The organism is Enterococcus sp. AZ050, assembly GCF_051715085.1.
Lineage (GTDB): Bacteria > Bacillota > Bacilli > Lactobacillales > Enterococcaceae > Enterococcus > Enterococcus faecalis.
Map to the genome: position 1 here is coordinate 1,157,540 of NZ_JBIOTC010000001.1, position 26,526 is coordinate 1,184,065.

Genomic DNA, 26,526 nt, shown 5'->3' on the forward strand with positions numbered 1-26,526 from the left:
TTGAAAAATTTCAACCATTTTTCTTTATTTTTCTAGTCTAATTGTCACACAATCTTTTTTTTCTGTATAACTTACTGTTTATAAGAAGAAAAATGATACGAAAAAATCAGAATATGATAAAATAAGACGAGTTGCTTTTTTACATAATTGGAAGGAGAGTTTTTATATGAATTCATTTCAAGCATTTACGTTAAGAGAACAAGATACATCTGTTATTGGTCAACTAGAAACCATTACTTTAGACGATTTATCAGAAGGCACTGTAGTAATCAAAGCAGCCTACTCCTCAGTTAACTTTAAAGACTCTTTAGCTTCAAAAAAAGACGGCGGTGTGATTCGCAATTATCCAATGATTCCAGGAATTGATGTCAGTGGCACTGTTGTCACATCGGAAGATCCTCGTTTCAAAGAAGGCGATAAAGTGATCGTAACAGGCTATCAATTAGGGGTTAGTCATACTGGTGGTTATTCTGAATATGTGCGTGTTCCTGGCGATTGGGTAGTTCCACTTCCTGAAAAAATGAGTCTCAAAGAAGCAATGATTTTCGGAACTGCTGGCTTTACGGCCGGATTATCTGTCACAGCTTTAGAAGACGATGGCTTACGCGACGACAAAGAAGCCCCCATTATTGTAACTGGTGCGACAGGCGGTGTTGCGACATTGTCTATTGCGATGTTGCATCAATTAGGCTACACTTCAATCACTGCATTAACTAGAAAGCCAGATTCTTTTGAGCTTTTAAAAGAGTTAGGTGTTAGTGAATGCTTATTAGTAGAAGATTTCTTAGCAACTCCTGTTAAAGCATTGATGAAACAGCGTTTTGCTTTTGCAATTGATACCACTGGTGGGGAAATTACTTCTGCTGTTTTACCACAACTTCGTTATGATGGCCGTTCAGCCATTTGTGGCCGCGCTGCTGGAATTACATTAGAGACAACCGTTTTACCCTTTATTTTACGGGGCGTTCATTTATTGGGCATTGATTCGGTTAATGTTGGTATGGACAAACGAAAAATAGTTTGGCAACGTCTTGCCACTGATTTAGACATCACTGAAAAAGCTGTGTATCAAGAGATTACTTTAGAAGAACTTCCCCCTGTTTTTGAAGCATTACAAGCAGGCCAACATATTGGACGGACCATTGTCCGAATTTCTTAAGGAGGCGTTTTGATTATGGATGTTTTAGTTACTGCTGGCGGAACGTCAGAACCGATTGATAATGTTCGTTCGATTACCAATCATTCTTCTGGCGGACTAGGAAAAGCAATTGCTGAAAGTTTTTTAGCTGCTGGACACACCGTAACCTACGTAACAACCAAACATGCATTACGTCCAACCCAACAATTGGACTTATCAATTAAAGAAATAGAAACAACGGTTGAATTAGCCACTACGTTAGAACAACTCTTTGCTGAAAAGCAATTTGATGCGATTGTTCACGCAATGGCAGTCAGTGATTTTACGACGGAAACCGCGCAAACGGAAGAACAATTTATTGATTCTTTTGCGCAACAATTAAGCGAACAAACATTGCCAAAGACCAAAGAAGCCTTGGTAACTATCGTTCAAAACACATTGAATCAGATTGCTGATATTCCTCAAACAGCAACAAAAATTTCATCTGATACGGATCGATTATTAATTTTTCTAAAGAAAAATCCTAAAGTCATCCAAATGATTCGTGACAAGCAACCCCAAACTGTTTTAGTGGGCTTTAAATTACTTGTCGACGTTTCACAAGCAGAACTTGTCCAAGTTGCACAAGCCGCTTTGGTTAAAAATCGGTGTGACTTTGTCTTAGCCAATGACTTGATGAACGTTCATGAAACAGAACACGAAGGATTATTAATTAACGAAACGGGCATTGTCCAAGAAGCTTGTTCAAAACAAGGGATTGGTTCAATGATCGTTAAAAATGTTGAAAAGAAATGGAGAGAACAACAATGAAAACTATTTTATTAGGCGTCTCTGGCAGCATTTCTGCATATAAAGCAGCAGATATTACAAGTCAACTAGCTAAGCTTGGCTACAATGTGGAAATTTTAATGACTAAAAGCAGCACAGCGTTCATCACTCCGCTGACCTTACAATCACTTTCTAAGAATCCGGTGCATACGGATGTCATGATGGAAATTGATCCCAGTAAAATTAATCACATTGAGTTAGCTAAAAAAGCGGATTTATTTTTAGTAGCACCTGCTTCGGCCAATACAATTGGGAAATTAGCCCATGGGATTGCCGACGACTTATTATCAACAGTTGCTTTGGCACTTTATCCTGAAACACCAAAAATTATTGCGCCCGCGATGAATACGTATATGTACCAAAACCCCATTGTCCAACGAAATATTAGCATTTTAAAAGAAGTCGGCTATCAAGAAATAATCCCACGGGAGGCTCTTTTAGCTTGTGGCGATTATGGTCGTGGCGCACTTGCCACTGTTGAAGATATCCTTCAAACAGTGATGAAAATTTTAGCATCTGATAACAAGGAGTAATTTATGAATAACACGAAAAAATTTACGTTAACAGCCATGTTCTTAGCTATCTTACTTTTACTGGCTTTAACCCCGCTAGGATTTATCACATTAGGTCCTTTAAATTCGACCACGATGCATATTCCTGTAATTATTGGTTCCATTGTTTTAGGGCCAAAAATCGGTAGTATGTTGGGCGGCACGTTTGGGATCATTAGCTTAATTAAAAATACGACAGCACCAACACCTTTGTCGTTTGTTTTTTCTCCATTTATTCCCGTGATTGGTACCGATCACGGTAGTTGGAAGGCTCTTTTAATTGTGCTCATTCCGCGGATTTTAATTGGGGTCGTTCCTTATTTCGCTTACAAATGGCTAAATAAATTAACGAAGGAAAAAGCGCAACCTGTCTCCTTATTTGTGGCTGGTGTTTTAGGCTCAGCAACGAATACCATTTTAGTCATGAACATGATTTATTTTCTTTTTAATTCAGCTTATGCTGAAATTATTGGTAAAGCTGGAACTGCTGTTTACCTAGCTATTATTGCGACGATTTTCAGTTCTGGTGTGCCAGAAGCTCTTGTTGCTGGTGTAGCTGCTTCAGCAATTGCTAGCGTTTTGCTTCGCTTAATGAAACGGAATGCAACGCAAAAACTATAGAAAAAAACACAGGGACTAAAAATCAAGTTTGATTTTTAGTCCCTGTGTTTTTTATTTATTTTTTTTGTTTTCGTAATTTATAGGCATATTCACTGGCTTTAAATAATAATTTATTAACCGGTAAATCGAATTCCCCAATAAATTCATTAATCGTTGGGTTGAAGTTCGCTTTAAACTTAATTAAGCCATCATTTAAACTACCTTCTAAGCCGCCCATATTACAGCTTTCGCAGCCACGGTTAAAACATTCTTGAATGGCATCTCGCCAAGTCACATATGTTGGCATGTAGCGTTTATAACGATCATCTAAGCCAGCATAAAGGATTTCACTTGTTGGACCAAATGTCACAGCCAAAGCGCCAGCAACCGTGACGATTTCACCAGCTTCTGCGATATTTTCTTCTAATTCTTTTAGTTCCCGAGTCAAGGAAGCATCTAATTCTTCTAAATTATGGCGCTTTTTCACTTGATTTTCTTTCAAATTACTCAAGTCTTTTTGATTTTTGTCATAGCGTTGTCGCGTGCTATCTAAGCGTTCCTTTAAATTGACTTGCGCCAGCATAATAAAGGAGTCTTCTGGGTAAATGTTCAACAGCTTCTTAAAGTAATCACTATTCCGTAAAGAAATATGTTGGCGTTCCATGGTTGATTGAATGACTTTTTCAAATTCATCAACAAAGTCAACATGCCCTTGCTGCACAACGACCCCTTTTTTTTCAGCTGTTTTAATCATTTTCTTGGTGCTTTTTGACAATTGTTCTTCACTAAAATCTTCACGATAAATATTCGCTTGGAAGCGGGGCTGGATGGTGGCCCCCATATCCATTGTCAGTCCTTGATATTTGGCCCCTGCTTTTTTCAAGGTCTCAATAATAGCTGTCGCTTCAGCATGCGGTTGATGTTCTTCTCCCAAATGGAAATCTTGATAATGAACCGCTGGATCCATTTTTATAAATAAAGCTCGTTTTTTCTTGCCAAATTTTTTCAATTCAGCCATAAAGTAGCTGACCAGACGTTCATTTGTACAGTCCATTACTGGACCTCTTGGTGTATATAACATCGTAAAACCGGCTGGTAATGGTTTGATTAAAACTAAACTTGATGCGACTAATGTATCCTTTTCATAAACCCCAACAATTTCAGAACCCCAGTTATCCTTGACTTTTGCCCATGAAGATGACTGTAGTAAATTACATAATGGGTGATTTTTAACAAATGTATCGTGTACTTCTGCCGGAATACCGATTTTAAATGTGTACATGTTCAAACTCCTCTGCTGTGACTTTCCAATAGTCCGTTTATCTTACACTATCATAGTGTATTCCAACAGACTAGTAAAGTTTTACATGAAAATTTTTAGAAAAAATGTAGATCTTATTCTTTATGTAAAAAAGACGAGGTAGAAACAGTTCATTCTACCACTTAGTTCACTAATAGCAACGACACTTTTCTTCACTGCCATTCAAAGGATGAATCATTTCTATCCACATCTTTTCAATTAAATACGTGTTTCAAATTTTAATGACTTGTTGATAAAATACATGATTGGTGCTGAAATCGTCATAATAATCGCTTCACTTAATGCTAACCAACCATAAGTTGTCCAAAATGCTTGACCGCCACTTGGTACTAGCATAAAGGCAATAAAAAACATACTTACAGTGAAAAATAGACTATTTAGACACATTCTAACAGGAATACTTGGTACCTTTTTTTGTAAAAAAGCTGTTAAGCTCAACGCAAATAATGTTTGCGCACCACCAAACAGAGCATCCATTACACCGAAACCAAAAAATAAGTTAAAAAAGATAACGCCGCCTAAAACACCCCACATCAATTTGCGATTGAAAACGACTAGGTGATTCAAACTTTCTGAAATTCTAAATTGAATCATACCAGAAGAAACTGGCCGAACCAATAAAGAGAGGACAATATATAAGCCCATAATGATACCATTGGCTAAGACTGTTCTTAGCTTTCGATTGGCTTGAAACGAATTTTGCATACTTTTTCCTTCTTTCTCCGAGTTTTTTTACAAGGGATGGTTGATGAACCTTGAACTCCATTATAGCATGTAGTTCATAATATAAAAATATTGATTTATCAAGGCTTTCGAGATTTCCAAAGTTTTTTATTTAATGTATTTTTTCATATTTTCACTATTTTTTGTGGCAAGTTTGTGGCAAATAGACAAAAAAATCCCTACCTCTCACAATGAGAAGTAGGGATTTGCTTATTTCTTAATTACCATTCTAAAAATATTTTTGTTTTATACAGTACAACTAAGCTAGAAAAGCAAAAGTATCTCAAAAGTATTTTACTTTAGAAAAAAGTTGTTTCTACAAGCTTTAGACTAAATTAATTATAAAAATCAAAAGTAATTCAAAAGAATTGACAGACTAATATTGAAATAGATAAACAAAAGGCTTAGCTCTCAAACGAGAAGTAAGTCTTTAATTATGGACCATACAGGACTCGAACCTGTGACCGAACGGTTATGAGCCGTTTGCTCTAACCAGCTGAGCTAATGGTCCTGAAATACCCTTAAATCATAATAAAATATTTAAATTAATTCAATTTTTTTATAAAATTCTTTCATATACATTGCTCAAAAGTATTAGTCATGATAAGCTAAATAAAAAGCTAATAAAAATAATAAATTTGAATGGAGGAAATGTCAATGGCCACTACATCTATCAAATGTACAGAAATGGTTTTTACTGATTCAAAAAGTTATGATTCTTTTATTGATAGTGTTTTCGGCAAAGATCCTAAACCCACAAATAAAAATGCCAAAAAAACAGCTAAAAAAGTAAACGATATTAAAACTCTTAATATTGATGGTATTTCTTACAAAGTATAAGAGGTGTAAAATCGTAATGTTTATTGATGCAGAAGTACAAATAAAAAAGATTTCAAATCTAGATATCGAAGAAAAAGCCTTGGTAAAGGCTTTTTCTTGTGGGAAACCTGAAATAGATTCTTATCTAAAAAATGATGCTTTGGAAGATTTGACTTTCGGTATTACAAAAACCTTTTTATTTTTCATGGAAATTGAAAATAAAAAAAGATTAGTAGGATATTTTACTTTAACTACTGATCGAGTGTTAGTTACTAAAACTTCACATACGCACAAAAAACTAGATAAATGGAAAAATCCTGTATATAAAAGATCTATTCCAGGGATTCAAATACACCATTTTGCTATTCAGAAAGATTTCCAAAATCAAAAATTTGGTATTAATCTGATGTATTATGTATTTTCGTTTATTAAGCTTACTATTTTACCATATGTAGGTTCTTGTTTAATCACCGTCCAAAGTGAAAAAGATGTTCAAAATTTTTATAGAAAAATAGGATTTGAAAAAACTGGAGATACTAGAGATTGTAATGTTAGTATGGCTTATACGACTAACCAGCTATTTATTCCAGATTAAAAGACATCATATGGATGTCTTTTTTTGTATAATAAATAAAAAGAACAGGTATCATCTGAGATACCTGTTCTTTTCAAAAACAAATTTGTTAGAAGTGATGTACTTTCCACTAAAGCCCTAATCAAATTTTACATAATTTCATTCTAATTTTCAAGCTATTTTACAACTGGACAAACAGTCTCTAAACGTTTGTACCATGGAGCATTTTTAGGCCATTTCTCTTTACCAAAGAACGGTATTTCTTTTCCGTTGTTCTCTCTGTATACTGTTTTTATTACTTCTGCCTCATCGCCATGATATAAACGTCGACAATTCACTCCATTACAGAAGAATGTAGCCCAGTGATCCCCGTTATCTTCTAATTTTCCTGTTTTACTATTAATTGGTCGTTGATATAAACAAAACATCGTTGCTTCTCTCCCTTTTATTGTATTTTGATTGTTATTACTTGAGTTGCTATTGTTTTCGTTTTGATTTCCCATATATTTTTTTATTTGGCTAATAAAATAGTCTTTTACTGCGTTTGTTTCTTTTCCATGCAATTCCCACGAACGATGAGGACATGCTGTAGGAACAAATTCTTTGTGCAATCTTACAGTATCTCTATTAGGTTGCATTCCCCAAAACTTCATATCTTCGGCTACTTGCTTAAATGTCATTTGCTCATTCGCTAAAAAGTCTGCATCGCTAGCGCCCATCGATTGACAAACCTCATAACCAACATAGTTCAAATTTCCATCTGAATTTGCTGTATGCCAAGCTGCGTTGAATGTATCTTCTACACGTGCAATTGTATTTCGATCAATATAATAATGAGCAAAACCATTCGCTAATTGCGTAGGAGACATTACAGCTAAAGCATTAACATATTGCGCAGCAGTCGCATAAATACTTCCTGCATCGTTATGAATGACAACGCCTTTTGGTGTTGCGTTGGGGCGTCTACCAGCAATTCCTCCACAAACAGATTGATTAATTACCTGTACCATCTTTCGGTTCACCTCCTTTATCATTTTCATCTTTTAATTTGCTTAGATGATTTTTAACCCAAGAAGGTAACGGAACACCTAGCTGCCCTAAGTTTTCTGTAATCGAAAGACCATAAACAGCAATGTAAAATAAAACAAAACCATCAGCAATAGATGAGAATCCCATTATTTTTAAATATGGATAGGTCACTATAACTAAACATACAACAAGTAAATGTTTAATTAATCCAGGTAATCCCTTTGTACTATTTCCTTCTTCCCTGTAGATTCCCTTACAAATACCTGTTGCAATATCCCCTAACACAATCCAAACAAACACTTGGATAAAACCGTTTGAAATTAAATTTTTAAATTCTGCTATTAACGCTTGATTATCAATAATCACCATGTCTTCCACCTTCCAATAATAAAAACCGCTTAGCCTTTGCTAAACGGTTTTCCTGTCATTTTTGTAAATTCATCTTCTGTTATACAATCTGGGACAAACTCCATTACTTGTTCATCTGTAAAACAGCCCCAATCATACATCATTTTAATATCATCAAATGTAAACATTTTATTCCACTCCTTCTGCTAATTTTTCGTTAATTTCTTTTACTTGATTGGTTAATTGATTAATCGCAAGCATTGATTTTGCACTAATTTGCGCAAAATTATCTGCTTTCTTCGTTACTTCGGAAAGCTCTTTTTTTAAATTCGTGTCATTAATCATAAGTTTTGAATTTAATTGTTTTAATTCCGCATTTTCGGCTTGTAATATTTCGATATCGGTCGGTGGTGCTGGCTCTGGTTCTGGCACATTGTCAGGATCGTATATTAAGCTTGTCCCATTCCAACGGTAATTAAAGAAATCTGTTGGTTCTTTTTCTACTTCAAGTTCAATCTTATTCGGTTGTTCCATTGTGGAATATCCATCTAGATAACCTTGAATATCATCAATCCAAATTTTCATGTTCTCTTTCCTCCTAGTATTCATAAATCGCACTTAACGCAAACAGTTTACTGCCTGAACCAGCCGTATCACTAGAAGAGGCATTCATATCATTACCTGTAATTTTAGTATCCTTAATATATAAATATTTCCGTACTAAACTATTAGCGTTGTATCCATGTAAAAGAAAAATAACTCCTCCAGCACCTGGATTCTGCGCATGCTGTTTAGGTACTAAGAAAAAGTGATAACATGAACCGTTTAAGGTGCCGTCTTTTTTATATTCTTGCCATTGGAAAATCCAGCCGTTCTCACACTCCGATAGCGATTTAGAAGGAACATTACCGTTTCCTGCAGCTCCGCCATACCATGCACCTGTCCACAACGGTTCTTTTTTGGTGATTTTTTGGAAAGTTCTTGAGGTGCTATCAACGGCTGCACCAATTTTATTGAAATTTTCTTCAATCGATTCTGCCCCGTTCTCCATCCCTCTATAAATTCTAGTTAAATCCATATTCACAACGTCCTTTCTTATAAAATTAAGTCAAATACAATAGATCGGCTATTCTGACCATCAATAAGCAAATACTTATGCTCATCAATTTTTACTGGTAGAAAATCTGTTTTATAATCTAGCGGAATAGTCACAATACATTCAGAAGAATTCACATGTTTTACCGTACATTGAATTGATTGAGAAGCACTACCGCCAAATAATCCTGTTGGTTCTGTACCTAAAGGCAGCACACCTATGCCGTGTGTCCAAGTACGAACATTAACGACGGGTTGAGCTCCTAAATTGTGAACAATAGTTACATCAAAACCAACTGGAATAACAGAAGCAATGATATTTTCAAAATATTCTAGCCGTTCATCTAACGTTTTAAAATTTCCCAAACGTTCACTACTTCGAGCATCGATAACTTCGCTATCTGTTGTAGCATTTGCGATTACATCTTTAAAACGTTCCTCTAAATTGGTTTGACGTTGTTCTACTTTAGATTGGCGCTTTTCTGTATTTTCAGAAATAGCCTTTATTTTATTAAATAAAACACTGGTATACTCCATCATACGAGCTAAAGATTCTCGAACATGTCGTCGATACATCTTTGTTCGAATCCACAAAGCAAACGTTTGAGAAATAGGATCAATCACACCGTTTTTTATTTCATCTTGCACCTCATCGACATCGGTCGGGTCTTGATAATCAACTGTTGTATTTGGTTCATTTGTTGGTCGAGTATCCTTAAATTCTTGTGCCAACCGTCTCACCTCTCTTATTTTTCTAATTTCTCTACGCGCTTAATTAAATCGTCTAACGCCTTTTTCATCTCAGTTTGAGCAGTACCTACAGATTCGAGTGTATTTGTTAAATCACTTGCTAATTGTTTAAAGGCTTCCGTCGATTCTGTCACGGTTGTTGATAATTCACTGGTTAAGTCTTCCAAAGAACTAACTTTACTACTTTGAACAGATAAATCGTTGTCGAACTCTTCCTGTTTTTTTATCAACTCTGAAATGTTCTGAACGCCTGCTGCAGCAAATTTTTTTACGTTTACCAAATCGGATTGAATAGCTTTTATTTCGTTTTGATAATCGGTCAGTTTTTTCTTTTTCGAGCCAATCGTCAAAGTAACCTTTTGCGGTTCTAAAATACTAAATTTTTTCTCAATCACTTGTAATCGTTCTACAGCATAAATAAATTGATTATCTACTTTATAACTGTTTCCTAAAGTGATTAATTCATACCGTTTATCCAATAGCCCTAACTCAATGGCTTCAACTGTCCAAGTTACCAACATCAAGCTTTGGTCTTTTAGCCATTGCAACCCTCGACGTTTTAAAATTGATGGGTCTTTGACATTTGAAAATTCTACAATGCCTGTGTTTAATCCAAATTTTTTGATTAACGCTTCATCATCAAGGTAATTCTTACCGCCATTTACTTTTTCGATAGTATATTTAGGTCGTGAAAAATCTGTTCCCACTTCAATATCAGTATTTGACGTATCTTCAATATCTTGACCGACGGGCACAATCCTTGTAAACAATTCAGAAACATCAATATCTCGAGTAGCACTTTTTAGATTTTTGGTTAACTGTAAAGGAGTTTCACTGTTCATACCATAATTAGATAGATAATCTAAATAATTTATATTCCCAACGCGTCGCAGTGTTAACGTACCGCCCAACCTATCCAATAATTTTTCTTTGATGGTATCAGCTGTACTTTGATAGCCTAATCCTCTTAGCAAGTCCCCATTATCTACAACATTCACTTCACCAAGCCGAAACTGCTTATACGCTTCAACTTGTTTATTGTGTGCATCGAGTATTTTTTGTAAATAAGCAGATACAGTCATCCGTGTTGGTTTCATATAGGTTTGAACAGAATCATATAAAAAAGCTTTCTCATCCTCCGCTAAGAGAGTTTGAGAAAAGCTTCCTGATGCTTCCATTTTATTCGTGATTTTAGCAACTCTACCATAAAAAATTTCTTTATTTCTTGTAACATCCACAATCTGGATAAAGTGAATAATCGGCTCAATCTTTTGATAGTATTTATTGTTAATATTAAAGGTAAATTCAAAAGTAGAAATTCCTAATCCGTTAAGCGATAAATATACTTCACTATCTTTGATTTTCTCACCATAGCTATATGGCTCATGAACAATCTTTGGATTCTTTCTGTTCGGATTATCAAACAATAATACTCGATACATTAGACCATCACCTCACTAGACATAAAGAAAGAGATATGACCTTCGCCATAAATAGTTAAGTGGTTGGTCCCTCTTTTTAATTTAAAGAAATAATCTTGCGATTCGCCTTTCGGAACTTTTATTGTTGTTCCGTCATCAGTAGTTAATTGCATTGTAGACGTTGCCTTTATTGTTGGACTAGAAGCATTCGCTCCCATATTGATAAGGAAAATTTCTCTTTTTCCATGAATATAGTAACCCGTCCAATTATCGGCACTATCATCTGTGAAAAAGTCCTCGTCAAAGACATCGGAATAAGAAATATTTTCCTTTAAAGCAAAAGGATACACGTCAAATTCTACAGTTAATGTTAATGAATTACTTGACGCATCATCTTCTGCTTTCACACTTTTGCATTTTCCATACCAGCGAAGCCCTGAACGTAACCAAGAATCATCAATGTAATCAATTCCATCCATCATCAATTCTTCTTTTACTTTCGCCTCTAACGACTTTCGTTCTTCGTAAGGCGTATTAGGTCGCCAAAAGGTAACTGTAACAGTCCGATTACTAAAAATTCGTTCTCCTGTAAGCATGGAAAAATCGTACTGCCCTTGCATGAAAGGAATTTGTTCAATAATTTCTACTTCTTCCGCAGAAGGAGCATCGTGTTCAATAATGTAGAAACCATGTTCTTTGCTATTAAAACGACCTTTGGCCATATATTCTACAATTTCAATCAACTACGATACCTCCCATCTTGCTTTTGTTGTTCTGCTAAATTAAGATTCATTGGGCTACCTAGCGCTCCCACTACTTGGCCAGTATCCATCACAACAGTTAAATGTCTTATTTCTTCTAAGATTTCTACCATTTTTCCCATTGGCGTATTATCTATAGAGTGTTTTACCTCAATTGCATTTGAACGTTTCATCAAACGGCTACCCGTAATAGATTGATGAATACTTGAAATCATATCTTTTGCACTTTGTACGGCAACCGACGTATCTTCTCGAATACCTGCAGCTACACCTTGTGCAAGGAAAACACCAACATTACGTTTAAGTAATCTCGACGGTGATTTAATTTCACCTTTTCTCTGCCCAGCTTTATCTACAGCAGCTACTAAATTTTGCATAGCAGCCACTGCTTCGCCCTGACTTGCACGAATACCAGAAGCAACACCACTAGCTAGATTCGAACCGACTGATACCATACTTACCGAGCTAGCACCACTTTTAACAGCATTTCCTAAATCTCTACCTGCATTATTAGCTGAACCAACCTGAGAAGATAATCCTTGAACAAAACTACGTCCAAGCTGTTCTCCTGCGCTTTGCATAGCAGAAGCTTTTGTTTTTATTCCTTCAACTGGCGCTGAACCTAATTCGGTACCTTTTTGTTTTGCGTTGCTTTTCTGTTTCGCTAGCCCTGTGTTATACTCTCCAGCATTAGAATTACCGCCGCTATTGTATTCTTTACCTTTACTTTTTGCGCCCTTTGCACCAGATGAAGCTACATCACCAGAAGTTTTTTCCGCTTCTGCTTTCTTATTTTTTACGCCTGAGTTCATCTGATTCATTAACTCTTGACCGACATTATTGATTTCAACTTTTCCTGAGTTCAACCCGTCGATTAATTTGTTTTTACCATCTTGACCGTTTTTAAACAAATCAGGCGGTAATGATTGCAAGGTATTCACAATGTCAGCTTTTGACATATTCGCCCATAATTTAGGGTCGTTGCTTTGTAATCCTTGAACTAAACCGTTAGAGCCTTCAATCCCCCGTTGGCGTAATATGCCAGCTAATAAAGCCATCTGTTGATCAATGCTAGCACCGTTATTTACATAAGATTGATAAATGCCTAAAAGCTGTTGGTCTGTCACACCTTTAAGCTGTGCTAAATTATCAGCCGTCACCGCAATTTTATTCGCACCATTTTGTGAAATAATCGCTAGAAGTTGCGCTCCTTGCTCTAATTCACTTTGACGTATCTGGCTGTTTTGTGTTTGCAATTGTGTGATTTGATTTTGGAAAGCTGCTTTTTCAGATTCCGTTTTTGCTTGGTTTTTTTGTGTTTCTAATTGCTGAATTTGGGCGTTATTTTCTTGCACTTGTTGCGCTTGAAGTTCCCCAAGTGTTCGTAAGCTTGTTAAGGTTTGCTCTTTTTCTTGCTCGCTTAACATTTGATTGTTATTTAGCTTGTTTACACCTGCTTCAACGAATTGTTTCTGTTGCTCTACTAAATTATCGCGAATAATATTTGTTTGATTCTGTAAAGTCGCTCGTTGCTGTTCAGTTAACTCTTGCCCCTCTATCGTTTTGTTATTTTTCAACTGATTAGAATAATCCGTATAAACTTTTAACAAATCATTATTGGACGATTGAACAGCCTTCATATACTCGGTTGAGGCATTAGCGAAAATCTTTTGCTTTTCAGCTTCGGATTTTCCTTCTGCTGCTTCAATTTGCTTGTTATAGGTTTCAACAGCTTTTTTCTGCTGTTCCTTTAAATTCGTAACTAAATCAAGTGTATTCTTGAAATAAGTTTCTACGCCAGCCGTACTACCATTTTGCTGTGAGAAAAGTTCAGTCATTGCCTGTTTAGCTTCATCAAGTTTTGAGGAGTAATCTTCAACACTATTTGATACCTCTTCCATATTCATGGACATGGCTTTCGTAGTGTCTTTCGATTTTTTCCCTAACTCTTCTGTACTCTTAATAGCGTTTTTAATAGCAGAATCAGAAAACATTGTGTCCCAATCCTTGCCTATATCAGACATACTTTTTTTCACATCTTTAAATGCTTTGTCTGCGCCTTTAGAATCACCTTTTAGCCGTTTCCAAAGTCCTTTTACGCCGTTTGCAATTGCCATTATAGCGTTTACCGCTGTTTTTCCTACAGTAACGATAGCGCGTAAGCCATCTACAAAACCTGCTATTGCAAAAGTGACACCGACAATCGTACCAGTACCTAACCACTTAAAGATATTTCCTAATCCTTTTATTGTTTTAGTAACGCTCGCGGAGCTAGGAAGTACACTTTTAAACGATTTTACTATTCCGCTAAAAGCAGTTTTCACATAGCCTTGAATATTCATAAAATTGGATTTCCAGGCTTGCACTACGCCAACTATTGTAGTGGTTATTGCTACTAAAATTGCTGTTATGGGATTACTCAACATAGCTCCTGTTAAGCTAGCTATAGATCGTATCCCTGTTGCCGCAAATGTTCTAAAACCTCCACCTGCTTTTGAGGCGGCTACGCCAAGCCCTGATAAAACCGTTCCCGATTTGCCAGCTGCAGAAGATAAATTCCTTAGCGACCCAATAGGATTAATAACAACAGAGGCAAATTTCGCTAATTTGCTGTTAGATAATTGTAAAGAAGCAGAAAAAGAACGGAAAAAGTTAGTAACTTTATTCCCTTCCCCTAGCATATTCAGCTGCCTTTGACTTGCTCGTAGATTTGCTCTAAATGTATCTAACGTAGGAAAAAGACCTGAAATAGTCTCTCCTAACGTGGTAAATCTTGTTAATACATTTACATTAACTCCTGCACTTTCAAGCCCTGCTAGATTTGATTTATATTTAGAAACAAACCCTTTTACAGCTTGTAATGCACTACCAGAGCCATTAACAATAGGTTTAGTAATAAATTGCTGCCACTTGCTATCAATATTCCCTGCGGTTTCAAACATCGTTGATATCGTTTTGCCGAAAACACTTGTCATTTTCCCAAAAACTTTTAACACAGGACCAGCAGAAGCAGCTAACGCAGCCATTTTCAAAATGAACTCTTGCGTTTTTGGATCAGCTGATGCAAAAGCCTCAGCCATATTTGCTAAAGCTTCAATCATAGGCTTAGCAGCACTTATCGCGCTATTTAAAGCGGCTACTAATGGACCGCCAAACGTAATTGCTACATCGTTTAATTGACCACGTAAAATATTTAACTGCGATTCTGTAGTTCCGTATCGTTTGCCAGCTTCTTCTGCTAAAGCTGTATTTTCATTAAACGCTTCGTTACCTCGTTTTACAGCACCTTCAAAGACATCACTTGCATTAGCTGCACGTAATAAACTATCACGTAATCGAACTTCTGTAATTCCCATATCATCTAGCACTTTAATAGCTGATATTCCGTGTTTTTCTGAGTCTTTTAAGCCCTGGATAAATTCAATTAATGCTTGAGATGGATTGCTTTTGAATAATTGTGCAAACTCTTCTCCAGTTCGACCTGTTACATTCGCGAAATCTTCCAGACTACCCGAAGCTTTGCTGGCTTCTTTGTACATTTTCTTTAATTCTGAGGTAGGTATTCCCATTTGCTTAGAAACTGCCGTCAGTTCTTTTCCACCCCAGTTTACAGCATGCACAAAAGATTCCCAAGACACGCCTTGCTCCGCTACTGCTTGTTTCAGCGGTGCAAAAGCTTCAACGCCTGTTTCAGTTGCTAATTGCATTTGTACCATTAACCTAGAGAACGCCGAGCCGCCCGCTTCGGCTTCTATACCAACAGATGATAACGCCGCCGCAAAACCTACAATGTCTCCTTCGGTCATGCCAATTTGTTTTCCTGCACCTGCTAAACGTAAGCCCATCTCTGTAATCTCTGATTCGGTGGTCGCTAAATTATTCCCTAAATCAACAATCGCTGAACCAAGATTGCTAAATTTATCTTGTGACATTTGGGTAATGTTAGCAAAGCGAGCTAGGGAAGTAGCTGCTGAATCGGCTGACATGTTTGTTGATTCGCCCATATCGATCATAGTTTTGGTAAATCCTACAACTTTATCAGTTTGGATACCTAATTGCCCCGCCGCTTCCGCAACGTTTGCAATTTCTGTGTGACTTGCGGGCAATTCTTTTGCTAAATCTCTAAGGCCTTTTTCTAAATCATCATAAGAATAAATGACTTTACCGTTAGAATCGACCATCTCATCGTTGGTCTTTTTAACTCCAGTAAAGGCACTTTCCCATTTTACCGCTGCGGTTGTTACTGCGCCAACGGCACCCGCAATTGGGAGTGTAATACCTTTAGTCATCGAACCGCCGACTTTTTCAATGCTTTGGCCGATACTTGCGGTTTTATCGCCGAAACTTTTCATCGCACCATTCACTGTATTCAAATTACTAGGAATATCAGAAGCATTTGAATTAAGTTTTTTTAGCGAAGACACAGCGCCATTCATCGCACTGGTAAAATTGTTATCACGTGCTGTAAGTATAGCTGTTACCGTTTTACTTTGTGTCACGTTGTTTCCTCCTTTCCTCAACAATTTTTCTTGCTTGTTCTAATCGACGAGCGTTTTCTTCTAGCTCACTTAGCTTTTCCACTTCTCGTTGCGAGATTTCCCCTCGCACATCGCGTTCAAGCTTTTCAAAGTCATAGACATCTTTCACTTCGTTAAAAATATAGCGTTGCCCTTTTTCATCTGGTGTTGTAAAAATACGTGTAGCTAACGCGTTAACGTATAGTTTCCTTTCTTCGTTAATTGCACGTAAATTTACAGCTTTTATCCGTAAATTAAATTCATAAGGAGTCATACGCTCAATTTCTTTTAAAGTGATATTGGGGAAATGTTGAAAACAAGTGACAACTATTTCGTCATAATCTAGGCTGTCGTTTCTTGTTGATTGGCTTGTATCTGTTCCATGTAAGCCATGATTTTTTTGATTGCTTCTAGTGCTTTTTTCGTCCGAAGAGCCGTTAACGGTGCTTGCTCCAAGAAAGAGATAAAATTTTCAAACAACGTTAAAGCCTCATCTGACGTTTCTAAGTAGTCGTCAATTTCTTTCGTTGTTAAGTCATCATAAGTAATTAACGCTGCGTGCATTAATTTTTGAAAGGCAAAAGCGTCGCCATCTTGTAATCCGCCAACCAATTGAACGAAGCCGTCTACTTCTTCAACGTCAGGTTTTAATGCGTTAATTTCGTTTAAAAATTTAAAACCGAAAATCAAAGGATATTTTTTTCCGTTAATTGTTGCGACAGGTTTTACGTTTGTTGACATGTAAAATTCCTCCTAAAAAAGCGACAATGCCTTCACATTGCCGCCTACTTCCTGATTTTTAATTATGGTACTAATGCTAATAAATCTGTTTTCGTTGTTTTTCCTGTAAAATCAATACCGTGAGCGGTTAACCATTCTTTGATTTCAGGAATAGTATTTGCTTCTGTTGGTTTATTTTCCAAAGAGCGCCCCGCCAATACGGTAAAAGCTGGAATAGCTACTTTTTCAGATTCTTTTTCATCTTGCACACGTACAATATGGTACGTTCCTGCTGCTACTTTTGCTCCTGCATCAAGTCCTGTAATAGTTAATGGACTTGCTCCTTCAACTACTTTTTCACTACCTTTGTAAATACGATAAGTAATTGCCATGATTATTCTTCCTCCTTCACTTTTACAACGGCGCCATCTGATGTCGGCGTTACACTTTCAACTTTAGGTACTTCAATTGTTTTTGGTGTGTATTTTTCTACAGGCTCTTCTGGTTCCGCACCTGCTACTGTGTCGTAGAAGAAAGCACGCGCAAGTTCTTCGTTTTCAGTGTCAACTGTTGCCCATCCTTCCACTAAATCACCATTTAAAACTAGAGTTGGTTTAATACTTGAATTAGAATCGGACTCGGCAGAATCTCCGAATGAATCCAACAAACCTGTGCCAAATTCCGCTTCGTATTTTCCTGTTTTTGGGTCTTTTTTATCAAAATTAATGCGCCATACATCAATTTCTAGCCCGTTACGATACGCATATTTCAACATGTTGTAAGTTTCTGTGCCTGTCCGTAAAAATTCCATTTCGATGGAAGCTGACGGCATTCCTGATGTAGGAACATTCCCGTCTTTTGTTGATTGTGTATCTGTTTTTGTTTCTGACTTATATTCGTGTGAAATTTCTAAAGCTAATAACTTCGCTGCTGTTGTCGCACGTTCACGTGTTAGTCGAAACATTAACTTAATTTTTTTACCTTGGATTGCTTTCTCCATTTCTAGTTTCCTTCTTTCTTTATTCAAATTCTAACGTGATGTCAAGTACACCGTGTGCAAGGCTCGTACCAAAATTGGTTGTATTTTCATAAATCACTTCTGTGCTACTTTCCGTTACTAACCAATTAAAGTTCTTAGTCTGATGCAATTCATGAACGATTTTTCGCACATCGGCTAATACTTGATTTAATTCTCGACGTTTGTCGTCATGATCATAAACATGAATCATAATATTGGTTGAACCTAACGTTCTTGTTTTTGTTTGTCTATCCTTAGACCATTGTTCACCTAAGAAAACAAACGGATAAGAAGCCTCATCATCTGGCAAATGCGCATAGGTTTCATAGCCTGCTTGTTCCAAAGTGCCAAATAATGCTTCGTAAAGCTCTGAATACGGGTCTTTAAAGGTCATTTTACTAACGCCTCCATATTATCAAGAAATCTTTTAGCAGCTACCGCATGGCCCTTTTTCATATAGAAACGTCCGTAAAAATAACGCGTTCCATATTCTACATAAGGGGCGTATGGAGCTAAAGGACCACCTGCTGTTACTACTCCTGTAAACCCTTCGTCTTCAAAGGAAACTACCTCGCTTCGTTCTAAGTATCCATCTCTGACCGGTGTTTCTTCTGCAATTTGATTTGCCATATAAGCAGTATCATTTTTGACGACCTCTTTTACATCGTCTAGCTTTTTCGCTTCTTCAATCGCTTCGATTAAATCATCCAATCCTGAAATATCTACTCGGTAAGTCATCGATATTCACTTCCATAAACCGAAGTTCCTTTACTAACACGCAAATTTTTAACAACGGTAAATTTTCGATTTTTTTGTTCTTCTTCGTCGTAGTATTCAAGAAAACCTGAACGAATGGATAAGCGGTCTCTAAAACGAAAAATGACCATCTGCTCCTTTATGTTAGGGAAAATGGTCATTTGTTTTTCCGTTCCGACTTCGGTTACACTGCCTATCAGTTTTTCCGAAATCAGCTCGTGCTTTTTGTTGTAGTAATTAATGCAGATTCTCATAAAAAGGACACCTTCCTTTTACGAATCAAGCCTTGTTCTTCAAGATAATCGTTAATCTCATCTTGAAATTCCCCGAAGTCGTCCAAATTATAAGAAATTGTTTCTTCTGATTGAGAATGCTGTTCCATGCCTTCAAAACCTAAACGGTTGTAACGTTTCACTACAATTGATGGAACAATATAGTCCAATTTTTCTGGTATCTCATCTGTTTTTAGCTTTACTAGCAGTTGCTTTTCAGTAATGTCCCAGATTTTGATAATTTTTTCCTCATCTTTTTTGTAGGTATCATCTGAAATATCCAGCAATACACGATATTCTGAACGAAACATTTTTTCACCTACTCTGCTTCAATAACTGCCCCATCTGCCGTTGGTGTTACCTTTTTAACGGTCGGGGCGCTTACTTTGAATCGTAAGAAACGTAAATGGCAGGGCGAGCTTTTTCAGTTACAATAGCATCGTAGTAGTTCAACCCTTTAATAGTGTCTCTGTAGCCGTCACGGTCTTGTGAAGCTGGAATTAGATCAATAGAGTTGTATTTTTCAACTGGCGAACAAACCATCAAAGGCACAAGAATATAATTAATTTTCTTCGTAGAATCTACCTGTAAACGAGATTTTGCAACTTTTTGAATAATAGTATCTGAACCGTCTAACTGCGCAACTTTACGGTTAATACCTGAAATTTGTTGCTCGTTCGTAGTAAATGTTTTTGAAACACCTTTTGCATTTTTTAATGCTGAATAGTAGTCAGTGGATGCAAACATAATAAACGGACCGACAATTTCTGCATCTGTCATATACGCTTCTGCCGCATCATATGAAGCCAAAGCATTTTCTGTAGTAATGGTTTCTTTTACCGTTTTTCCAACGTATTTTCCTTCGCTATCATCATCCGCTGCTTCCGCAAATGCCGCTTCCAATAGGCGTTGTACCGCAACGCGATCTTTTTCAGGAATCGCAACTAAACGAGTGTGTTCTTCCACAATCGCTTGAACTTCATAGGAAGCATTTTCTGATTGATCTAATGTGTCTAAGTCATAACCAAACCAACGTTCTTTCTCTAGTTTGACCGTTTCTTTTGCCACATCAATTTTAGAACGTTTATTGTCTTCGTTACGTTTATAATCACTAGCAGTAAAACCTTTCATTTTGTTGATGCGGACTTCTTTTGCTCCTACAAAATCTGCTTCTGTTACTGCAGCAGCTCCACCTTTCAATAAATCCCAAACTTGCGAGCCTGCGGCAAATTCTTTGTCAATTGCTTTTAAATCTTTGCTATCTAAAATAACTGGCATAATTTTCATCTCCTATTTCTTTTCTAAATTTTTAGTCAAATTGCTGCGCCAATCGGTCTCTTTTGTTGCTGTAGCAACGTTTACAGTTTGACCTTTCAGCAATTCTTTTTGGATACCATCTCTAGCTTTTGAAATAATTTGTTTTAATTCATCTACAGCTTTCTTTGTATCCTCGTCCGTATCTTTCACAAGCAATAAATCGGCTTGTGCAGCACTTACGTAGTCGGAAAGACCATTCTCGGATAAATCGTTACGAACAGATTCGGCACGCGTTAAACGGTCGAGGCGGGCTTGGGCTTCCTTTTCTCGTTTTTCCGCTAGTGCTTCTTTGTCAGCGGCTTCTTGTTCTTTCGCCTTAACACGTTCTTCCGCAGTCATTTGCTCGTAAGATTTTTGCTTTTCCCAATCGGATTTTGCTTGCGCCACAGCTTTTTTAGTTTCTGCTGCGACCATCTTGGCAACATCATCACGGGTAAAAGTCTTTCCAGTTTCTTTTCCGTCTGGATTTTCATTTTTTGGATTTTGAGAATCCTTTGTCGATGAATCCCCCGATTCGTTTGAATTTCCAGAGTTTGGCTCATCAGAATTTGGTTCATCTGCAAAAAATTGTAAATCCATCGGTAATAATAAGTGTTTTTCTTCGTTCATGTTAAAACCTCCAGCCATTACGTGGCTAATCGAAATTAATAGGTTACGCCTATCAATCGAAACAGCTTTCTCTTTAACGCCTGTAAGCAGTAAGAAGGCAAATAAAAAAAGCCTAACTTTTGCTAGAACTTTTTGTCTTTATAAGCAGGTGCAGTGCTACACCTACACCAGTTGTGAATGGGGCTTGCGTTGATTCCTGGGCTCATTTCAGAAACCTTATGTGGATTTGCACTTGCTATTCCTACACAAATAGGACAAGCGCTTGGTTCTACAATCAGGTTGTATTCTTCATACCCGTATTTTTCGTAGCTTTGCTTTTGTACTTCGCTTTGTATTCTTGCGGATTCACTAATCATTAGCCGACGTGCGACATAATCAGCCGTTTCCTTTCCTCGCAAGCTATCAATCACAACTAATTTACGTAATTCCCTAGCTAGAACATCTGGATGTTTGCCTGCTGATAGTCCAACTGTTAACAAGCGATCGATACTTGCTTTCAAAACATCTTGATTCACCCACAAACGTTGCGAAAATGTCGCGTTATGAAACGAACCCTCGATAATCGCTTTAGCAAACATTCGATAAGTTTCTTCGGAAAGAACGGACCCGCCTAATATCCCCGCTTGTCGTACAAACTCCGCTACAGCTTCCTCTGTTAATATCGCTGTAAAATAAGTCTGTAGCTGATTCGTATTGTCTGTTAAATACAAACCTATTTTCGATTTTAAAAGCTCTAAACGATTAACCTTCATCGTTAAATTGTATAGCCTTAATTGCTCGTTAGCTTCTTTTGAAAAATCTCTTGTTTGTACATAACGTTTCGCTTTTTCCGCGAAAATTTGTACGTCATGTTTACTTGCACGTCGTTTCGCTTCATCAATGCTAATCTTCTCTTTCCCTGCATAAGCGACGTAAAACTGTTGAATTTCTGCTTCTATCGTTTTCCATAACTGTAAATACCGTCTATGAATTTCTTGTTCGTAATTCACATGTCGTTTCAGCATTTCTTCGATATGTTTTGCTTCTCGTTCCGCCCAATAATTACTCATGTTCTTCGGTCACTTCTTCCGTATTTCGAGTAAATTTACCGAAATCAACTTGTGGATTTAAACGTTCGTCCGTTTCTTCGTCCTTTATGCGTTCCTTTTCTTGAGTTACGTCAGGAACAATCGATAATACGCCTAATTGCGTTTCTCTTGAAACAATCCCTTCAAGTTTTTGTGCAGTTTCCGCTTCGTCTTTAATATTGCGCGGAATATTAAAATCAAAAGTGTATTCTAAATTAAACCATTCCTTAGCTTTATTGGCAGGTACATTCGTAGGCAATGAAAAAATCATTTTGTACATTTGCGCATATGCTTTTTTAAACTTCCTAGCTTTCGCTTGTGCTAAATTCCTAGGATTTTGCATTTTAAATTCTAGCGAAATTCCAGAAGCGTTATTGCTAAAACTTTCATCGTTTGCATTATAAGTCATAGACATTTGATAGATTAATCGTTCTAATCGGTCTAATAGATTTTCTTGTGTTGTATCTGAACTAGGTTTATCTAAAAAATTAATATCTACCGATTCGCCTTCATTTAAAGGCTCAGCACTATTAATCACTCGGTTATCACGTAAATAGGAAGCGACGTTTTCGTCAGCTAAATCTACCCCTATCATTTTTAAGTAGGCATCCGCAAAATAACTCACGTCGTTCGCTTTTTCTGATAGAGCTTCGTTGTAATTATTAATCAGCGACCACACAGATTCGATACGTCCTTGTCGTTCGTCGTTTTCCATAAACTCAATCATAGGCACTTCACCGTACGGATTAGCGATTGCCTCTTTTCCACCTAGCAAATAAGACAAGGCTTTCTGAAAAACGGTCGGTCCTTGTTTACTCTCTAACCGTTTAGAAGTCTTGTCTTGTGTAAAAATAAACGTTTCTGTGCTGTTTTGTGGATAAACAGTTGCTGTTAGCTCGTCGTTTGTCATTTTGTTGTAAAGCACGGCAAACATAGGCGCTTTTAATAAATCATCTGCGTAAACAATAAATCCTTGTGTAGGTTTTAAATAAGTCACGCACGTTTCCGCTTCTTCGTTTTGGTATAAAAGCTTATAAGCATGCCCATAAATAGCAGTTAACTTAGAAAGCTCCGCGTCGTTGTCTTCTTCATCGTTTCGTTTACGGAAATCTTGAACAAATTCCTTTAGCTCTTCGTCTGGATGAGTAATTTTTGTTGGTTTACCGTTAAAGAAAGCTGCAGAACTATCTACAACATAACGGGCAAAGTTAACCGCGATACGATGGTCGGGCTTTCCAATCCCTTTGCTTTTTTGATAATAAATATCATGTTGACCGTTGTAGAGCTTTTCTAATTCTTCGTAAAACCCAATTAATTTCCGATGCTTATTGATGTATTTATCCACCAAGCGTTCGTCAATCTTTGCGTTTTTATCACAATAAAAGACACGATTTCCCAAAAGGTCAACGAATTCACGTATTTTACCTTCTGTGTTCGGTCTGCTTACATTGTCTGTCATCAAATAACCCCCTTCACGCTCTGTAATTTAATCCCACGTGCTTTTTTACTACGATGTTCTACTGCGTACCGTAAAGCATCTATCACGTGATTATAGCTATCAATAGGTTCATTGGTGTACTCGCCTGTTTTCTTGTCTTTAGCCCACGTATAGTTTTCTAATTCCTCAATCAGTTTTACGCAACGATCGTCTACGATTAGCTCGTATTGCAATAAAAAAGAAAGCCCCTGTCGTATTGAATCAGGACCTTTCTTGGCTGCACGTATTCTAGTAATTCCGTTCTTCTTGATTTCTGCAATAGATTTCTTTTCAGCTGAATCCGCAGTGATAACTTCTTTTGCATAGCCTAAATCTTTAATAACCGTTGAGATTTCATCATTCAGCAAGCCTTTTTTGACGTATTCTTCAAGAACGTAAATACGTTTGTTCTTCTCGTCTACCTTTGCATGTACAAAAGCGGAAGGGTCGTTTACATACCCAAAGTCTAAGCCGAAATCTGAATCAATCTGTCTTAACAGTTCGTCGTGCTTGTCTAATCGTTTTCTCTGATAATTTGGAAATACAAGTTTATCTAGCGTAGCAAATTCCCCTAAAGCGTATATGCGATAATACGCTGGGTTTCGTTTGGCTAAATCCTCAATCACCTTTTTATTTTCACTATCAAGAAACCGATTGTCTTTATAGGTGCTGTGATAAATCCCTGTTCTTTGTTGATCGACTTCTGCTTCCTCGTCAAAGAAAGATTTATATACCCAGTTCAGTTTAGAAACTGGGTTAAACATTAAAAAGATTTGACGTTTCACATGCTTACGTTCACGTAAACGTAAAGTAAGCTGTGTGTAATCTTCTAGCGTAAATTCTGTTGCTTCTTCCATCACGACATCGGACAGCCCTTTGATGGATTTTATTTTCTCTGGGTCGTCCATTCCCTTGAAAAGGAACTCTGCGCCGTTTGGTAACGTGATTCTAAAATCAGTGTTATTTACTTTACACTTGTCTAGCAGTCCCCAATCAGAAAGACACGCTTTCACATCCTCAAAAATAGAATCTTTTAAGCTACGCCCTACTTTTCTTGTAAATAAAATCTTTCTTGGTTTCTTCCATCTTTGACAGGCTTTAAAAACGACCTTTTGAACGACACCGTGACTTTTGCCAGATGAAGCGCCGCCCCAATAAACCTCGGTGAATTTAGAATAATCCACCAATCGATCATAAAACGATTTGTTAAAAACTCTTGACGGGAAGTTAAACTCTAAAACGATATTACGTTTCTTCGTCTGCATCCCACTCACCAACCTTAATCACAATATCGCCCGTTTGTAAATCGACTTTATCAGTGAACAGCGCATGACGTTTACCAAGAAGCTCGGCTGCTTTTAAACGGTCTTTTGCGCCCACATCGATGTCCACAACGGCTTGTGCGCCTTCGCCTACGCCAATTAGCGTTGCTTCTTTGTACTCGCCACGCATAACAGCTGTTAGGTACTCTAGCACCTCTTGGGCATCGGCTGTTCGTTCGTTTTTCAGTTCTGCGAGGCGTTCGTCTATATAAGCTCTGAGGTCAGGTTTAGTCAAGTTTTCCTGTCCTATTTGCTTTGCGGTCTTTTCGCTATATCCCGCTTTAATCGCTGCCTGTGTAGCATTTCCCGTCTCGATGTAAAAGTCACAAAATCGTTTCTGTTTCTCGGTCATTCGCATGTTATTCACCGCCTTTCTGTATAAAAAATAAGCTAAATTAATCTTTTTAACGTTTTAAACGTATCACTTAGTAACCACATGTTGTAAATTTGCGAACAATCTTTTAAAAACGTAGTGCTATTTTTTACCCCACGTTTATCTTCGTAATAAACTTTAATTTCGTTTTCTGTGATGGTAACAGAAGTTACGCCGTCCTCGATATGTTCAGCTTTCTTTGTTCCTTCTTCGTTCAATCGCATTGCATATTGTAAAATCATATCTATTCTTCCTTTCTATCTAATAATTTATCATTTCATATACTTCTCTATATTCTCTTGTATATGCTTATCTCCCCAACTACCATAACCACAATAGACTAGCTTGCACGCGTCAATTTCCTTTGGCGTGGCTTCTCTCGTCATTTCGACAATAGATGCATTCTTTTTTATCTGCACAGACATAACAACACGTACTGAATCAGTTGAACGGTTCGGCTGTGGATATTTATGTGTTAGCGATACATACCAATAGCTTTTCATGTTCTCTCTCCTAATTGTTTTTATGTACTTGATTCAATAAATCACTTCTTGCTATACTATCTATAGGTAGCAACTCCTTTAAACCAAATGTAGATGTTCACACTCATAGCTAACAAATTGTGCACGAATGCTACCTAGCCACTAGAACCCATAGTCTAGTGGCTTTTTTATGTACAAAAAAAAGACCACTCACTTACGTTGAGTAGTCCTGATTGAATTTATTCTATTTCATGGTATAATATACATAGAAAAAGGACGTGCTGCTAACACGCCCCAATGTAGAACCGTTAAAAAGACGGCAGCTTAATTTCAATGGTTTAACCATCTACTCTCTGCTAAAGTGTTAGATGGTTATTTTTTTGTGTTCGTATGGTCTATAATAAGCAAAACTAACGTTGCAAATGCAATCATTAGCGATAATGCTTCAAATACAGACATGCCTACTCCCTTCTAGGGATAAAGCTATGAACCATAGGCATCACCCCTTTATTCAAGAGATTAGCCACCATCTTTTCACTTTTCTACAAAAGTTATTATACATAATTTTTCATTCTTCTACCAGATAAAAAAGAGGCACTTTTAAGCTAGTGCCTCACGTGAATGCAGCAGAAACATCT

General features: G+C 37.1%; 34 protein-coding genes and 1 tRNA gene. 6 read left to right on the plus strand and 29 right to left on the minus strand.

What is annotated here, in order from left to right:
- Positions 1 to 166 precede the first annotated feature (166 nt).
- The 4 genes from IGJ04_RS05510 to IGJ04_RS05525 are packed head-to-tail and all read left to right on the plus strand — an operon-like array spanning position 167 to position 3,138.
- Positions 167 to 1,159 (plus strand): YhdH/YhfP family quinone oxidoreductase, encoded by a 993-nt coding sequence (locus tag IGJ04_RS05510; RefSeq protein WP_002356506.1) that lies wholly within the window; start codon positions 167 to 169, stop codon positions 1,157 to 1,159.
- A 15-nt stretch (positions 1,160 to 1,174) separates the two neighbouring features.
- Positions 1,175 to 1,948, plus strand: coding sequence for a phosphopantothenate--cysteine ligase (gene coaB / locus IGJ04_RS05515; RefSeq protein ID WP_010823908.1), 774 nt, complete (start codon positions 1,175 to 1,177; stop codon positions 1,946 to 1,948).
- Positions 1,945 to 2,499 carry a phosphopantothenoylcysteine decarboxylase gene (coaC, locus tag IGJ04_RS05520; protein WP_002408715.1) on the plus strand — a complete coding sequence of 185 codons (555 nt, stop codon included), beginning with the start codon at positions 1,945 to 1,947 and terminating at the stop codon, positions 2,497 to 2,499. Before coaB ends, coaC begins: the two co-directional genes overlap by 4 nt.
- A gap of 3 nt (positions 2,500 to 2,502) precedes the next feature.
- Positions 2,503 to 3,138 (plus strand): ECF transporter S component, encoded by a 636-nt coding sequence (locus tag IGJ04_RS05525; protein ID WP_002356501.1) that lies wholly within the window; start codon positions 2,503 to 2,505, stop codon positions 3,136 to 3,138.
- Positions 3,139 to 3,193: 55 nt separating this feature from the next.
- Here the strand turns inward: IGJ04_RS05525 and IGJ04_RS05530 are convergent, their stop codons facing one another.
- The 3 genes from IGJ04_RS05530 to IGJ04_RS05540 form a co-directional block, all read right to left on the minus strand.
- Positions 3,194 to 4,399 (minus strand): aminoacyltransferase, encoded by a 1,206-nt coding sequence (locus IGJ04_RS05530; RefSeq protein ID WP_438840016.1) that lies wholly within the window; start codon positions 4,397 to 4,399, stop codon positions 3,194 to 3,196.
- 237 nt (positions 4,400 to 4,636) lie between these two features.
- The gene (locus IGJ04_RS05535; RefSeq protein ID WP_002356499.1) at positions 4,637 to 5,143 is read right to left on the minus strand and encodes a QueT transporter family protein; all 507 of its coding nucleotides are present in this window, start codon (positions 5,141 to 5,143) and stop codon (positions 4,637 to 4,639) included.
- Between the two features lie 455 nt (positions 5,144 to 5,598).
- A tRNA-Ile gene (locus IGJ04_RS05540) sits at positions 5,599 to 5,672 on the minus strand.
- 146 nt (positions 5,673 to 5,818) lie between these two features.
- Between IGJ04_RS05540 and IGJ04_RS05545 the strand changes: the two genes are divergently transcribed.
- Complete coding sequence (locus IGJ04_RS05545; RefSeq protein ID WP_289865848.1) at positions 5,819 to 6,001, plus strand: hypothetical protein; 183 nt, start codon at positions 5,819 to 5,821, stop codon at positions 5,999 to 6,001.
- A 16-nt stretch (positions 6,002 to 6,017) separates the two neighbouring features.
- Complete coding sequence (locus tag IGJ04_RS05550; protein WP_438840017.1) at positions 6,018 to 6,575, plus strand: GNAT family N-acetyltransferase; 558 nt, start codon at positions 6,018 to 6,020, stop codon at positions 6,573 to 6,575.
- Positions 6,576 to 6,730: 155 nt separating this feature from the next.
- Here the strand turns inward: IGJ04_RS05550 and IGJ04_RS05555 are convergent, their stop codons facing one another.
- From IGJ04_RS05555 to IGJ04_RS05680, 26 genes are all read right to left on the minus strand, one after another.
- Positions 6,731 to 7,564, minus strand: coding sequence for a peptidoglycan recognition protein family protein (locus tag IGJ04_RS05555; RefSeq protein WP_016617618.1), 834 nt, complete (start codon positions 7,562 to 7,564; stop codon positions 6,731 to 6,733).
- On the minus strand, positions 7,548 to 7,952 hold the full coding sequence (locus tag IGJ04_RS05560) for a phage holin family protein (RefSeq protein ID WP_010710709.1): 405 nt from the start codon (positions 7,950 to 7,952) through the stop codon (positions 7,548 to 7,550). Before IGJ04_RS05560 ends, IGJ04_RS05555 begins: the two co-directional genes overlap by 17 nt.
- Positions 7,953 to 7,981: 29 nt before the next feature.
- Positions 7,982 to 8,119: an XkdX family protein gene (locus IGJ04_RS05565; protein ID WP_438840018.1), complete on the minus strand. Its 138-nt coding sequence runs from the start codon at positions 8,117 to 8,119 to the stop codon at positions 7,982 to 7,984.
- A gap of 1 nt (position 8,120) precedes the next feature.
- A complete protein-coding gene (locus IGJ04_RS05570) occupies positions 8,121 to 8,540 on the minus strand; it encodes a hypothetical protein (RefSeq protein WP_438840019.1) in 420 nt (139 codons plus the stop codon).
- On the minus strand, positions 8,530 to 9,009 hold the full coding sequence (locus IGJ04_RS05575; RefSeq protein ID WP_438840020.1) for a hypothetical protein: 480 nt from the start codon (positions 9,007 to 9,009) through the stop codon (positions 8,530 to 8,532). Before IGJ04_RS05575 ends, IGJ04_RS05570 begins: the two co-directional genes overlap by 11 nt.
- Before the next feature lie 17 nt (positions 9,010 to 9,026).
- Positions 9,027 to 9,767 (minus strand): hypothetical protein, encoded by a 741-nt coding sequence (locus IGJ04_RS05580; protein ID WP_438840021.1) that lies wholly within the window; start codon positions 9,765 to 9,767, stop codon positions 9,027 to 9,029.
- 5 nt (positions 9,768 to 9,772) lie between these two features.
- Positions 9,773 to 11,218, minus strand: a complete 1,446-nt coding sequence (locus IGJ04_RS05585) for a phage tail spike protein (RefSeq protein WP_438840022.1) — start codon at positions 11,216 to 11,218, stop codon at positions 9,773 to 9,775.
- The gene (locus IGJ04_RS05590; RefSeq protein ID WP_438840023.1) at positions 11,218 to 11,940 is read right to left on the minus strand and encodes a hypothetical protein; all 723 of its coding nucleotides are present in this window, start codon (positions 11,938 to 11,940) and stop codon (positions 11,218 to 11,220) included. Before IGJ04_RS05590 ends, IGJ04_RS05585 begins: the two co-directional genes overlap by 1 nt.
- Positions 11,937 to 16,457, minus strand: a complete 4,521-nt coding sequence (locus IGJ04_RS05595) for a phage tail tape measure protein (RefSeq protein WP_438840024.1) — start codon at positions 16,455 to 16,457, stop codon at positions 11,937 to 11,939. Before IGJ04_RS05595 ends, IGJ04_RS05590 begins: the two co-directional genes overlap by 4 nt.
- Complete coding sequence (locus IGJ04_RS05600; protein ID WP_002364305.1) at positions 16,444 to 16,749, minus strand: hypothetical protein; 306 nt, start codon at positions 16,747 to 16,749, stop codon at positions 16,444 to 16,446. The genes IGJ04_RS05595 and IGJ04_RS05600 overlap by 14 nt, the downstream gene beginning before the upstream one ends.
- A gap of 68 nt (positions 16,750 to 16,817) precedes the next feature.
- Positions 16,818 to 17,216 carry a tail assembly chaperone gene (locus IGJ04_RS05605; RefSeq protein WP_010815568.1) on the minus strand — a complete coding sequence of 133 codons (399 nt, stop codon included), beginning with the start codon at positions 17,214 to 17,216 and terminating at the stop codon, positions 16,818 to 16,820.
- Between the two features lie 62 nt (positions 17,217 to 17,278).
- Positions 17,279 to 17,587, minus strand: coding sequence for a hypothetical protein (locus IGJ04_RS05610; protein ID WP_010785047.1), 309 nt, complete (start codon positions 17,585 to 17,587; stop codon positions 17,279 to 17,281).
- Between the two features lie 2 nt (positions 17,588 to 17,589).
- Positions 17,590 to 18,195: a phage major tail protein, TP901-1 family gene (locus IGJ04_RS05615; protein ID WP_025194241.1), complete on the minus strand. Its 606-nt coding sequence runs from the start codon at positions 18,193 to 18,195 to the stop codon at positions 17,590 to 17,592.
- 19 nt (positions 18,196 to 18,214) lie between these two features.
- On the minus strand, positions 18,215 to 18,607 hold the full coding sequence (locus IGJ04_RS05620; RefSeq protein WP_016619128.1) for a hypothetical protein: 393 nt from the start codon (positions 18,605 to 18,607) through the stop codon (positions 18,215 to 18,217).
- Positions 18,604 to 18,951: an HK97-gp10 family putative phage morphogenesis protein gene (locus IGJ04_RS05625; RefSeq protein ID WP_438840025.1), complete on the minus strand. Its 348-nt coding sequence runs from the start codon at positions 18,949 to 18,951 to the stop codon at positions 18,604 to 18,606. The genes IGJ04_RS05620 and IGJ04_RS05625 overlap by 4 nt, the downstream gene beginning before the upstream one ends.
- Positions 18,948 to 19,223: a hypothetical protein gene (locus IGJ04_RS05630; RefSeq protein ID WP_010706885.1), complete on the minus strand. Its 276-nt coding sequence runs from the start codon at positions 19,221 to 19,223 to the stop codon at positions 18,948 to 18,950. The genes IGJ04_RS05625 and IGJ04_RS05630 overlap by 4 nt, the downstream gene beginning before the upstream one ends.
- On the minus strand, positions 19,220 to 19,552 hold the full coding sequence (locus IGJ04_RS05635; protein ID WP_016619125.1) for a phage head-tail connector protein: 333 nt from the start codon (positions 19,550 to 19,552) through the stop codon (positions 19,220 to 19,222). Before IGJ04_RS05635 ends, IGJ04_RS05630 begins: the two co-directional genes overlap by 4 nt.
- Before the next feature lie 70 nt (positions 19,553 to 19,622).
- Positions 19,623 to 20,519 (minus strand): hypothetical protein, encoded by an 897-nt coding sequence (locus tag IGJ04_RS05640; protein ID WP_016619124.1) that lies wholly within the window; start codon positions 20,517 to 20,519, stop codon positions 19,623 to 19,625.
- A 12-nt stretch (positions 20,520 to 20,531) separates the two neighbouring features.
- Entirely contained in the window at positions 20,532 to 21,167 is a 636-nt protein-coding gene (locus tag IGJ04_RS05645) for a DUF4355 domain-containing protein (protein WP_228180302.1), read from the minus strand.
- 122 nt (positions 21,168 to 21,289) lie between these two features.
- Positions 21,290 to 22,216 carry a minor capsid protein gene (locus tag IGJ04_RS05650; protein WP_438840026.1) on the minus strand — a complete coding sequence of 309 codons (927 nt, stop codon included), beginning with the start codon at positions 22,214 to 22,216 and terminating at the stop codon, positions 21,290 to 21,292.
- Entirely contained in the window at positions 22,209 to 23,693 is a 1,485-nt protein-coding gene (locus IGJ04_RS05655; RefSeq protein WP_438840027.1) for a phage portal protein, read from the minus strand. Before IGJ04_RS05655 ends, IGJ04_RS05650 begins: the two co-directional genes overlap by 8 nt.
- Complete coding sequence (locus IGJ04_RS05660) at positions 23,693 to 24,976, minus strand: PBSX family phage terminase large subunit (protein ID WP_010706891.1); 1,284 nt, start codon at positions 24,974 to 24,976, stop codon at positions 23,693 to 23,695. Before IGJ04_RS05660 ends, IGJ04_RS05655 begins: the two co-directional genes overlap by 1 nt.
- Entirely contained in the window at positions 24,957 to 25,391 is a 435-nt protein-coding gene (locus IGJ04_RS05665; RefSeq protein WP_010706892.1) for a terminase small subunit, read from the minus strand. Before IGJ04_RS05665 ends, IGJ04_RS05660 begins: the two co-directional genes overlap by 20 nt.
- A gap of 32 nt (positions 25,392 to 25,423) precedes the next feature.
- The gene (locus IGJ04_RS05670) at positions 25,424 to 25,648 is read right to left on the minus strand and encodes a hypothetical protein (RefSeq protein WP_010717873.1); all 225 of its coding nucleotides are present in this window, start codon (positions 25,646 to 25,648) and stop codon (positions 25,424 to 25,426) included.
- Positions 25,649 to 25,678: 30 nt separating this feature from the next.
- Positions 25,679 to 25,909, minus strand: a complete 231-nt coding sequence (locus tag IGJ04_RS05675) for a hypothetical protein (protein ID WP_438840028.1) — start codon at positions 25,907 to 25,909, stop codon at positions 25,679 to 25,681.
- A 351-nt stretch (positions 25,910 to 26,260) separates the two neighbouring features.
- Positions 26,261 to 26,347: a putative holin-like toxin gene (locus IGJ04_RS05680; protein ID WP_219376566.1), complete on the minus strand. Its 87-nt coding sequence runs from the start codon at positions 26,345 to 26,347 to the stop codon at positions 26,261 to 26,263.
- Positions 26,348 to 26,526 lie beyond the last annotated feature (179 nt).

Coding starts and splice junctions, on each gene's coding strand:
- IGJ04_RS05510 (WP_002356506.1), top strand. CDS start 167: ATGAATTCATTTCAAGCATTTACGTTAAGAGAACAAGATACATCTGTT.
- coaB (WP_010823908.1), top strand. CDS start 1,175: ATGGATGTTTTAGTTACTGCTGGCGGAACGTCAGAACCGATTGATAAT.
- coaC (WP_002408715.1), top strand. CDS start 1,945: ATGAAAACTATTTTATTAGGCGTCTCTGGCAGCATTTCTGCATATAAA.
- IGJ04_RS05525 (WP_002356501.1), top strand. CDS start 2,503: ATGAATAACACGAAAAAATTTACGTTAACAGCCATGTTCTTAGCTATC.
- IGJ04_RS05530 (WP_438840016.1), bottom strand. CDS start 4,399: ATGTACACATTTAAAATCGGTATTCCGGCAGAAGTACACGATACATTT.
- IGJ04_RS05535 (WP_002356499.1), bottom strand. CDS start 5,143: ATGCAAAATTCGTTTCAAGCCAATCGAAAGCTAAGAACAGTCTTAGCC.
- IGJ04_RS05545 (WP_289865848.1), top strand. CDS start 5,819: ATGGCCACTACATCTATCAAATGTACAGAAATGGTTTTTACTGATTCA.
- IGJ04_RS05550 (WP_438840017.1), top strand. CDS start 6,018: ATGTTTATTGATGCAGAAGTACAAATAAAAAAGATTTCAAATCTAGAT.
- IGJ04_RS05555 (WP_016617618.1), bottom strand. CDS start 7,564: ATGGTACAGGTAATTAATCAATCTGTTTGTGGAGGAATTGCTGGTAGA.
- IGJ04_RS05560 (WP_010710709.1), bottom strand. CDS start 7,952: ATGGTGATTATTGATAATCAAGCGTTAATAGCAGAATTTAAAAATTTA.
- IGJ04_RS05565 (WP_438840018.1), bottom strand. CDS start 8,119: ATGTTTACATTTGATGATATTAAAATGATGTATGATTGGGGCTGTTTT.
- IGJ04_RS05570 (WP_438840019.1), bottom strand. CDS start 8,540: ATGAATACTAGGAGGAAAGAGAACATGAAAATTTGGATTGATGATATT.
- IGJ04_RS05575 (WP_438840020.1), bottom strand. CDS start 9,009: ATGGATTTAACTAGAATTTATAGAGGGATGGAGAACGGGGCAGAATCG.
- IGJ04_RS05585 (WP_438840022.1), bottom strand. CDS start 11,218: ATGTATCGAGTATTATTGTTTGATAATCCGAACAGAAAGAATCCAAAG.
- IGJ04_RS05600 (WP_002364305.1), bottom strand. CDS start 16,749: ATGACTCCTTATGAATTTAATTTACGGATAAAAGCTGTAAATTTACGT.
- IGJ04_RS05605 (WP_010815568.1), bottom strand. CDS start 17,216: ATGTCAACAAACGTAAAACCTGTCGCAACAATTAACGGAAAAAAATAT.
- IGJ04_RS05610 (WP_010785047.1), bottom strand. CDS start 17,587: ATGGCAATTACTTATCGTATTTACAAAGGTAGTGAAAAAGTAGTTGAA.
- IGJ04_RS05615 (WP_025194241.1), bottom strand. CDS start 18,195: ATGGAGAAAGCAATCCAAGGTAAAAAAATTAAGTTAATGTTTCGACTA.
- IGJ04_RS05620 (WP_016619128.1), bottom strand. CDS start 18,607: ATGACCTTTAAAGACCCGTATTCAGAGCTTTACGAAGCATTATTTGGC.
- IGJ04_RS05625 (WP_438840025.1), bottom strand. CDS start 18,951: ATGACTTACCGAGTAGATATTTCAGGATTGGATGATTTAATCGAAGCG.
- IGJ04_RS05630 (WP_010706885.1), bottom strand. CDS start 19,223: ATGAGAATCTGCATTAATTACTACAACAAAAAGCACGAGCTGATTTCG.
- IGJ04_RS05635 (WP_016619125.1), bottom strand. CDS start 19,552: ATGTTTCGTTCAGAATATCGTGTATTGCTGGATATTTCAGATGATACC.
- IGJ04_RS05640 (WP_016619124.1), bottom strand. CDS start 20,519: ATGCCAGTTATTTTAGATAGCAAAGATTTAAAAGCAATTGACAAAGAA.
- IGJ04_RS05645 (WP_228180302.1), bottom strand. CDS start 21,167: ATGAACGAAGAAAAACACTTATTATTACCGATGGATTTACAATTTTTT.
- IGJ04_RS05650 (WP_438840026.1), bottom strand. CDS start 22,216: ATGAGTAATTATTGGGCGGAACGAGAAGCAAAACATATCGAAGAAATG.
- IGJ04_RS05655 (WP_438840027.1), bottom strand. CDS start 23,693: ATGACAGACAATGTAAGCAGACCGAACACAGAAGGTAAAATACGTGAA.
- IGJ04_RS05660 (WP_010706891.1), bottom strand. CDS start 24,976: ATGCAGACGAAGAAACGTAATATCGTTTTAGAGTTTAACTTCCCGTCA.
- IGJ04_RS05665 (WP_010706892.1), bottom strand. CDS start 25,391: ATGCGAATGACCGAGAAACAGAAACGATTTTGTGACTTTTACATCGAG.
- IGJ04_RS05670 (WP_010717873.1), bottom strand. CDS start 25,648: ATGATTTTACAATATGCAATGCGATTGAACGAAGAAGGAACAAAGAAA.
- IGJ04_RS05675 (WP_438840028.1), bottom strand. CDS start 25,909: ATGAAAAGCTATTGGTATGTATCGCTAACACATAAATATCCACAGCCG.
- IGJ04_RS05680 (WP_219376566.1), bottom strand. CDS start 26,347: ATGTCTGTATTTGAAGCATTATCGCTAATGATTGCATTTGCAACGTTA.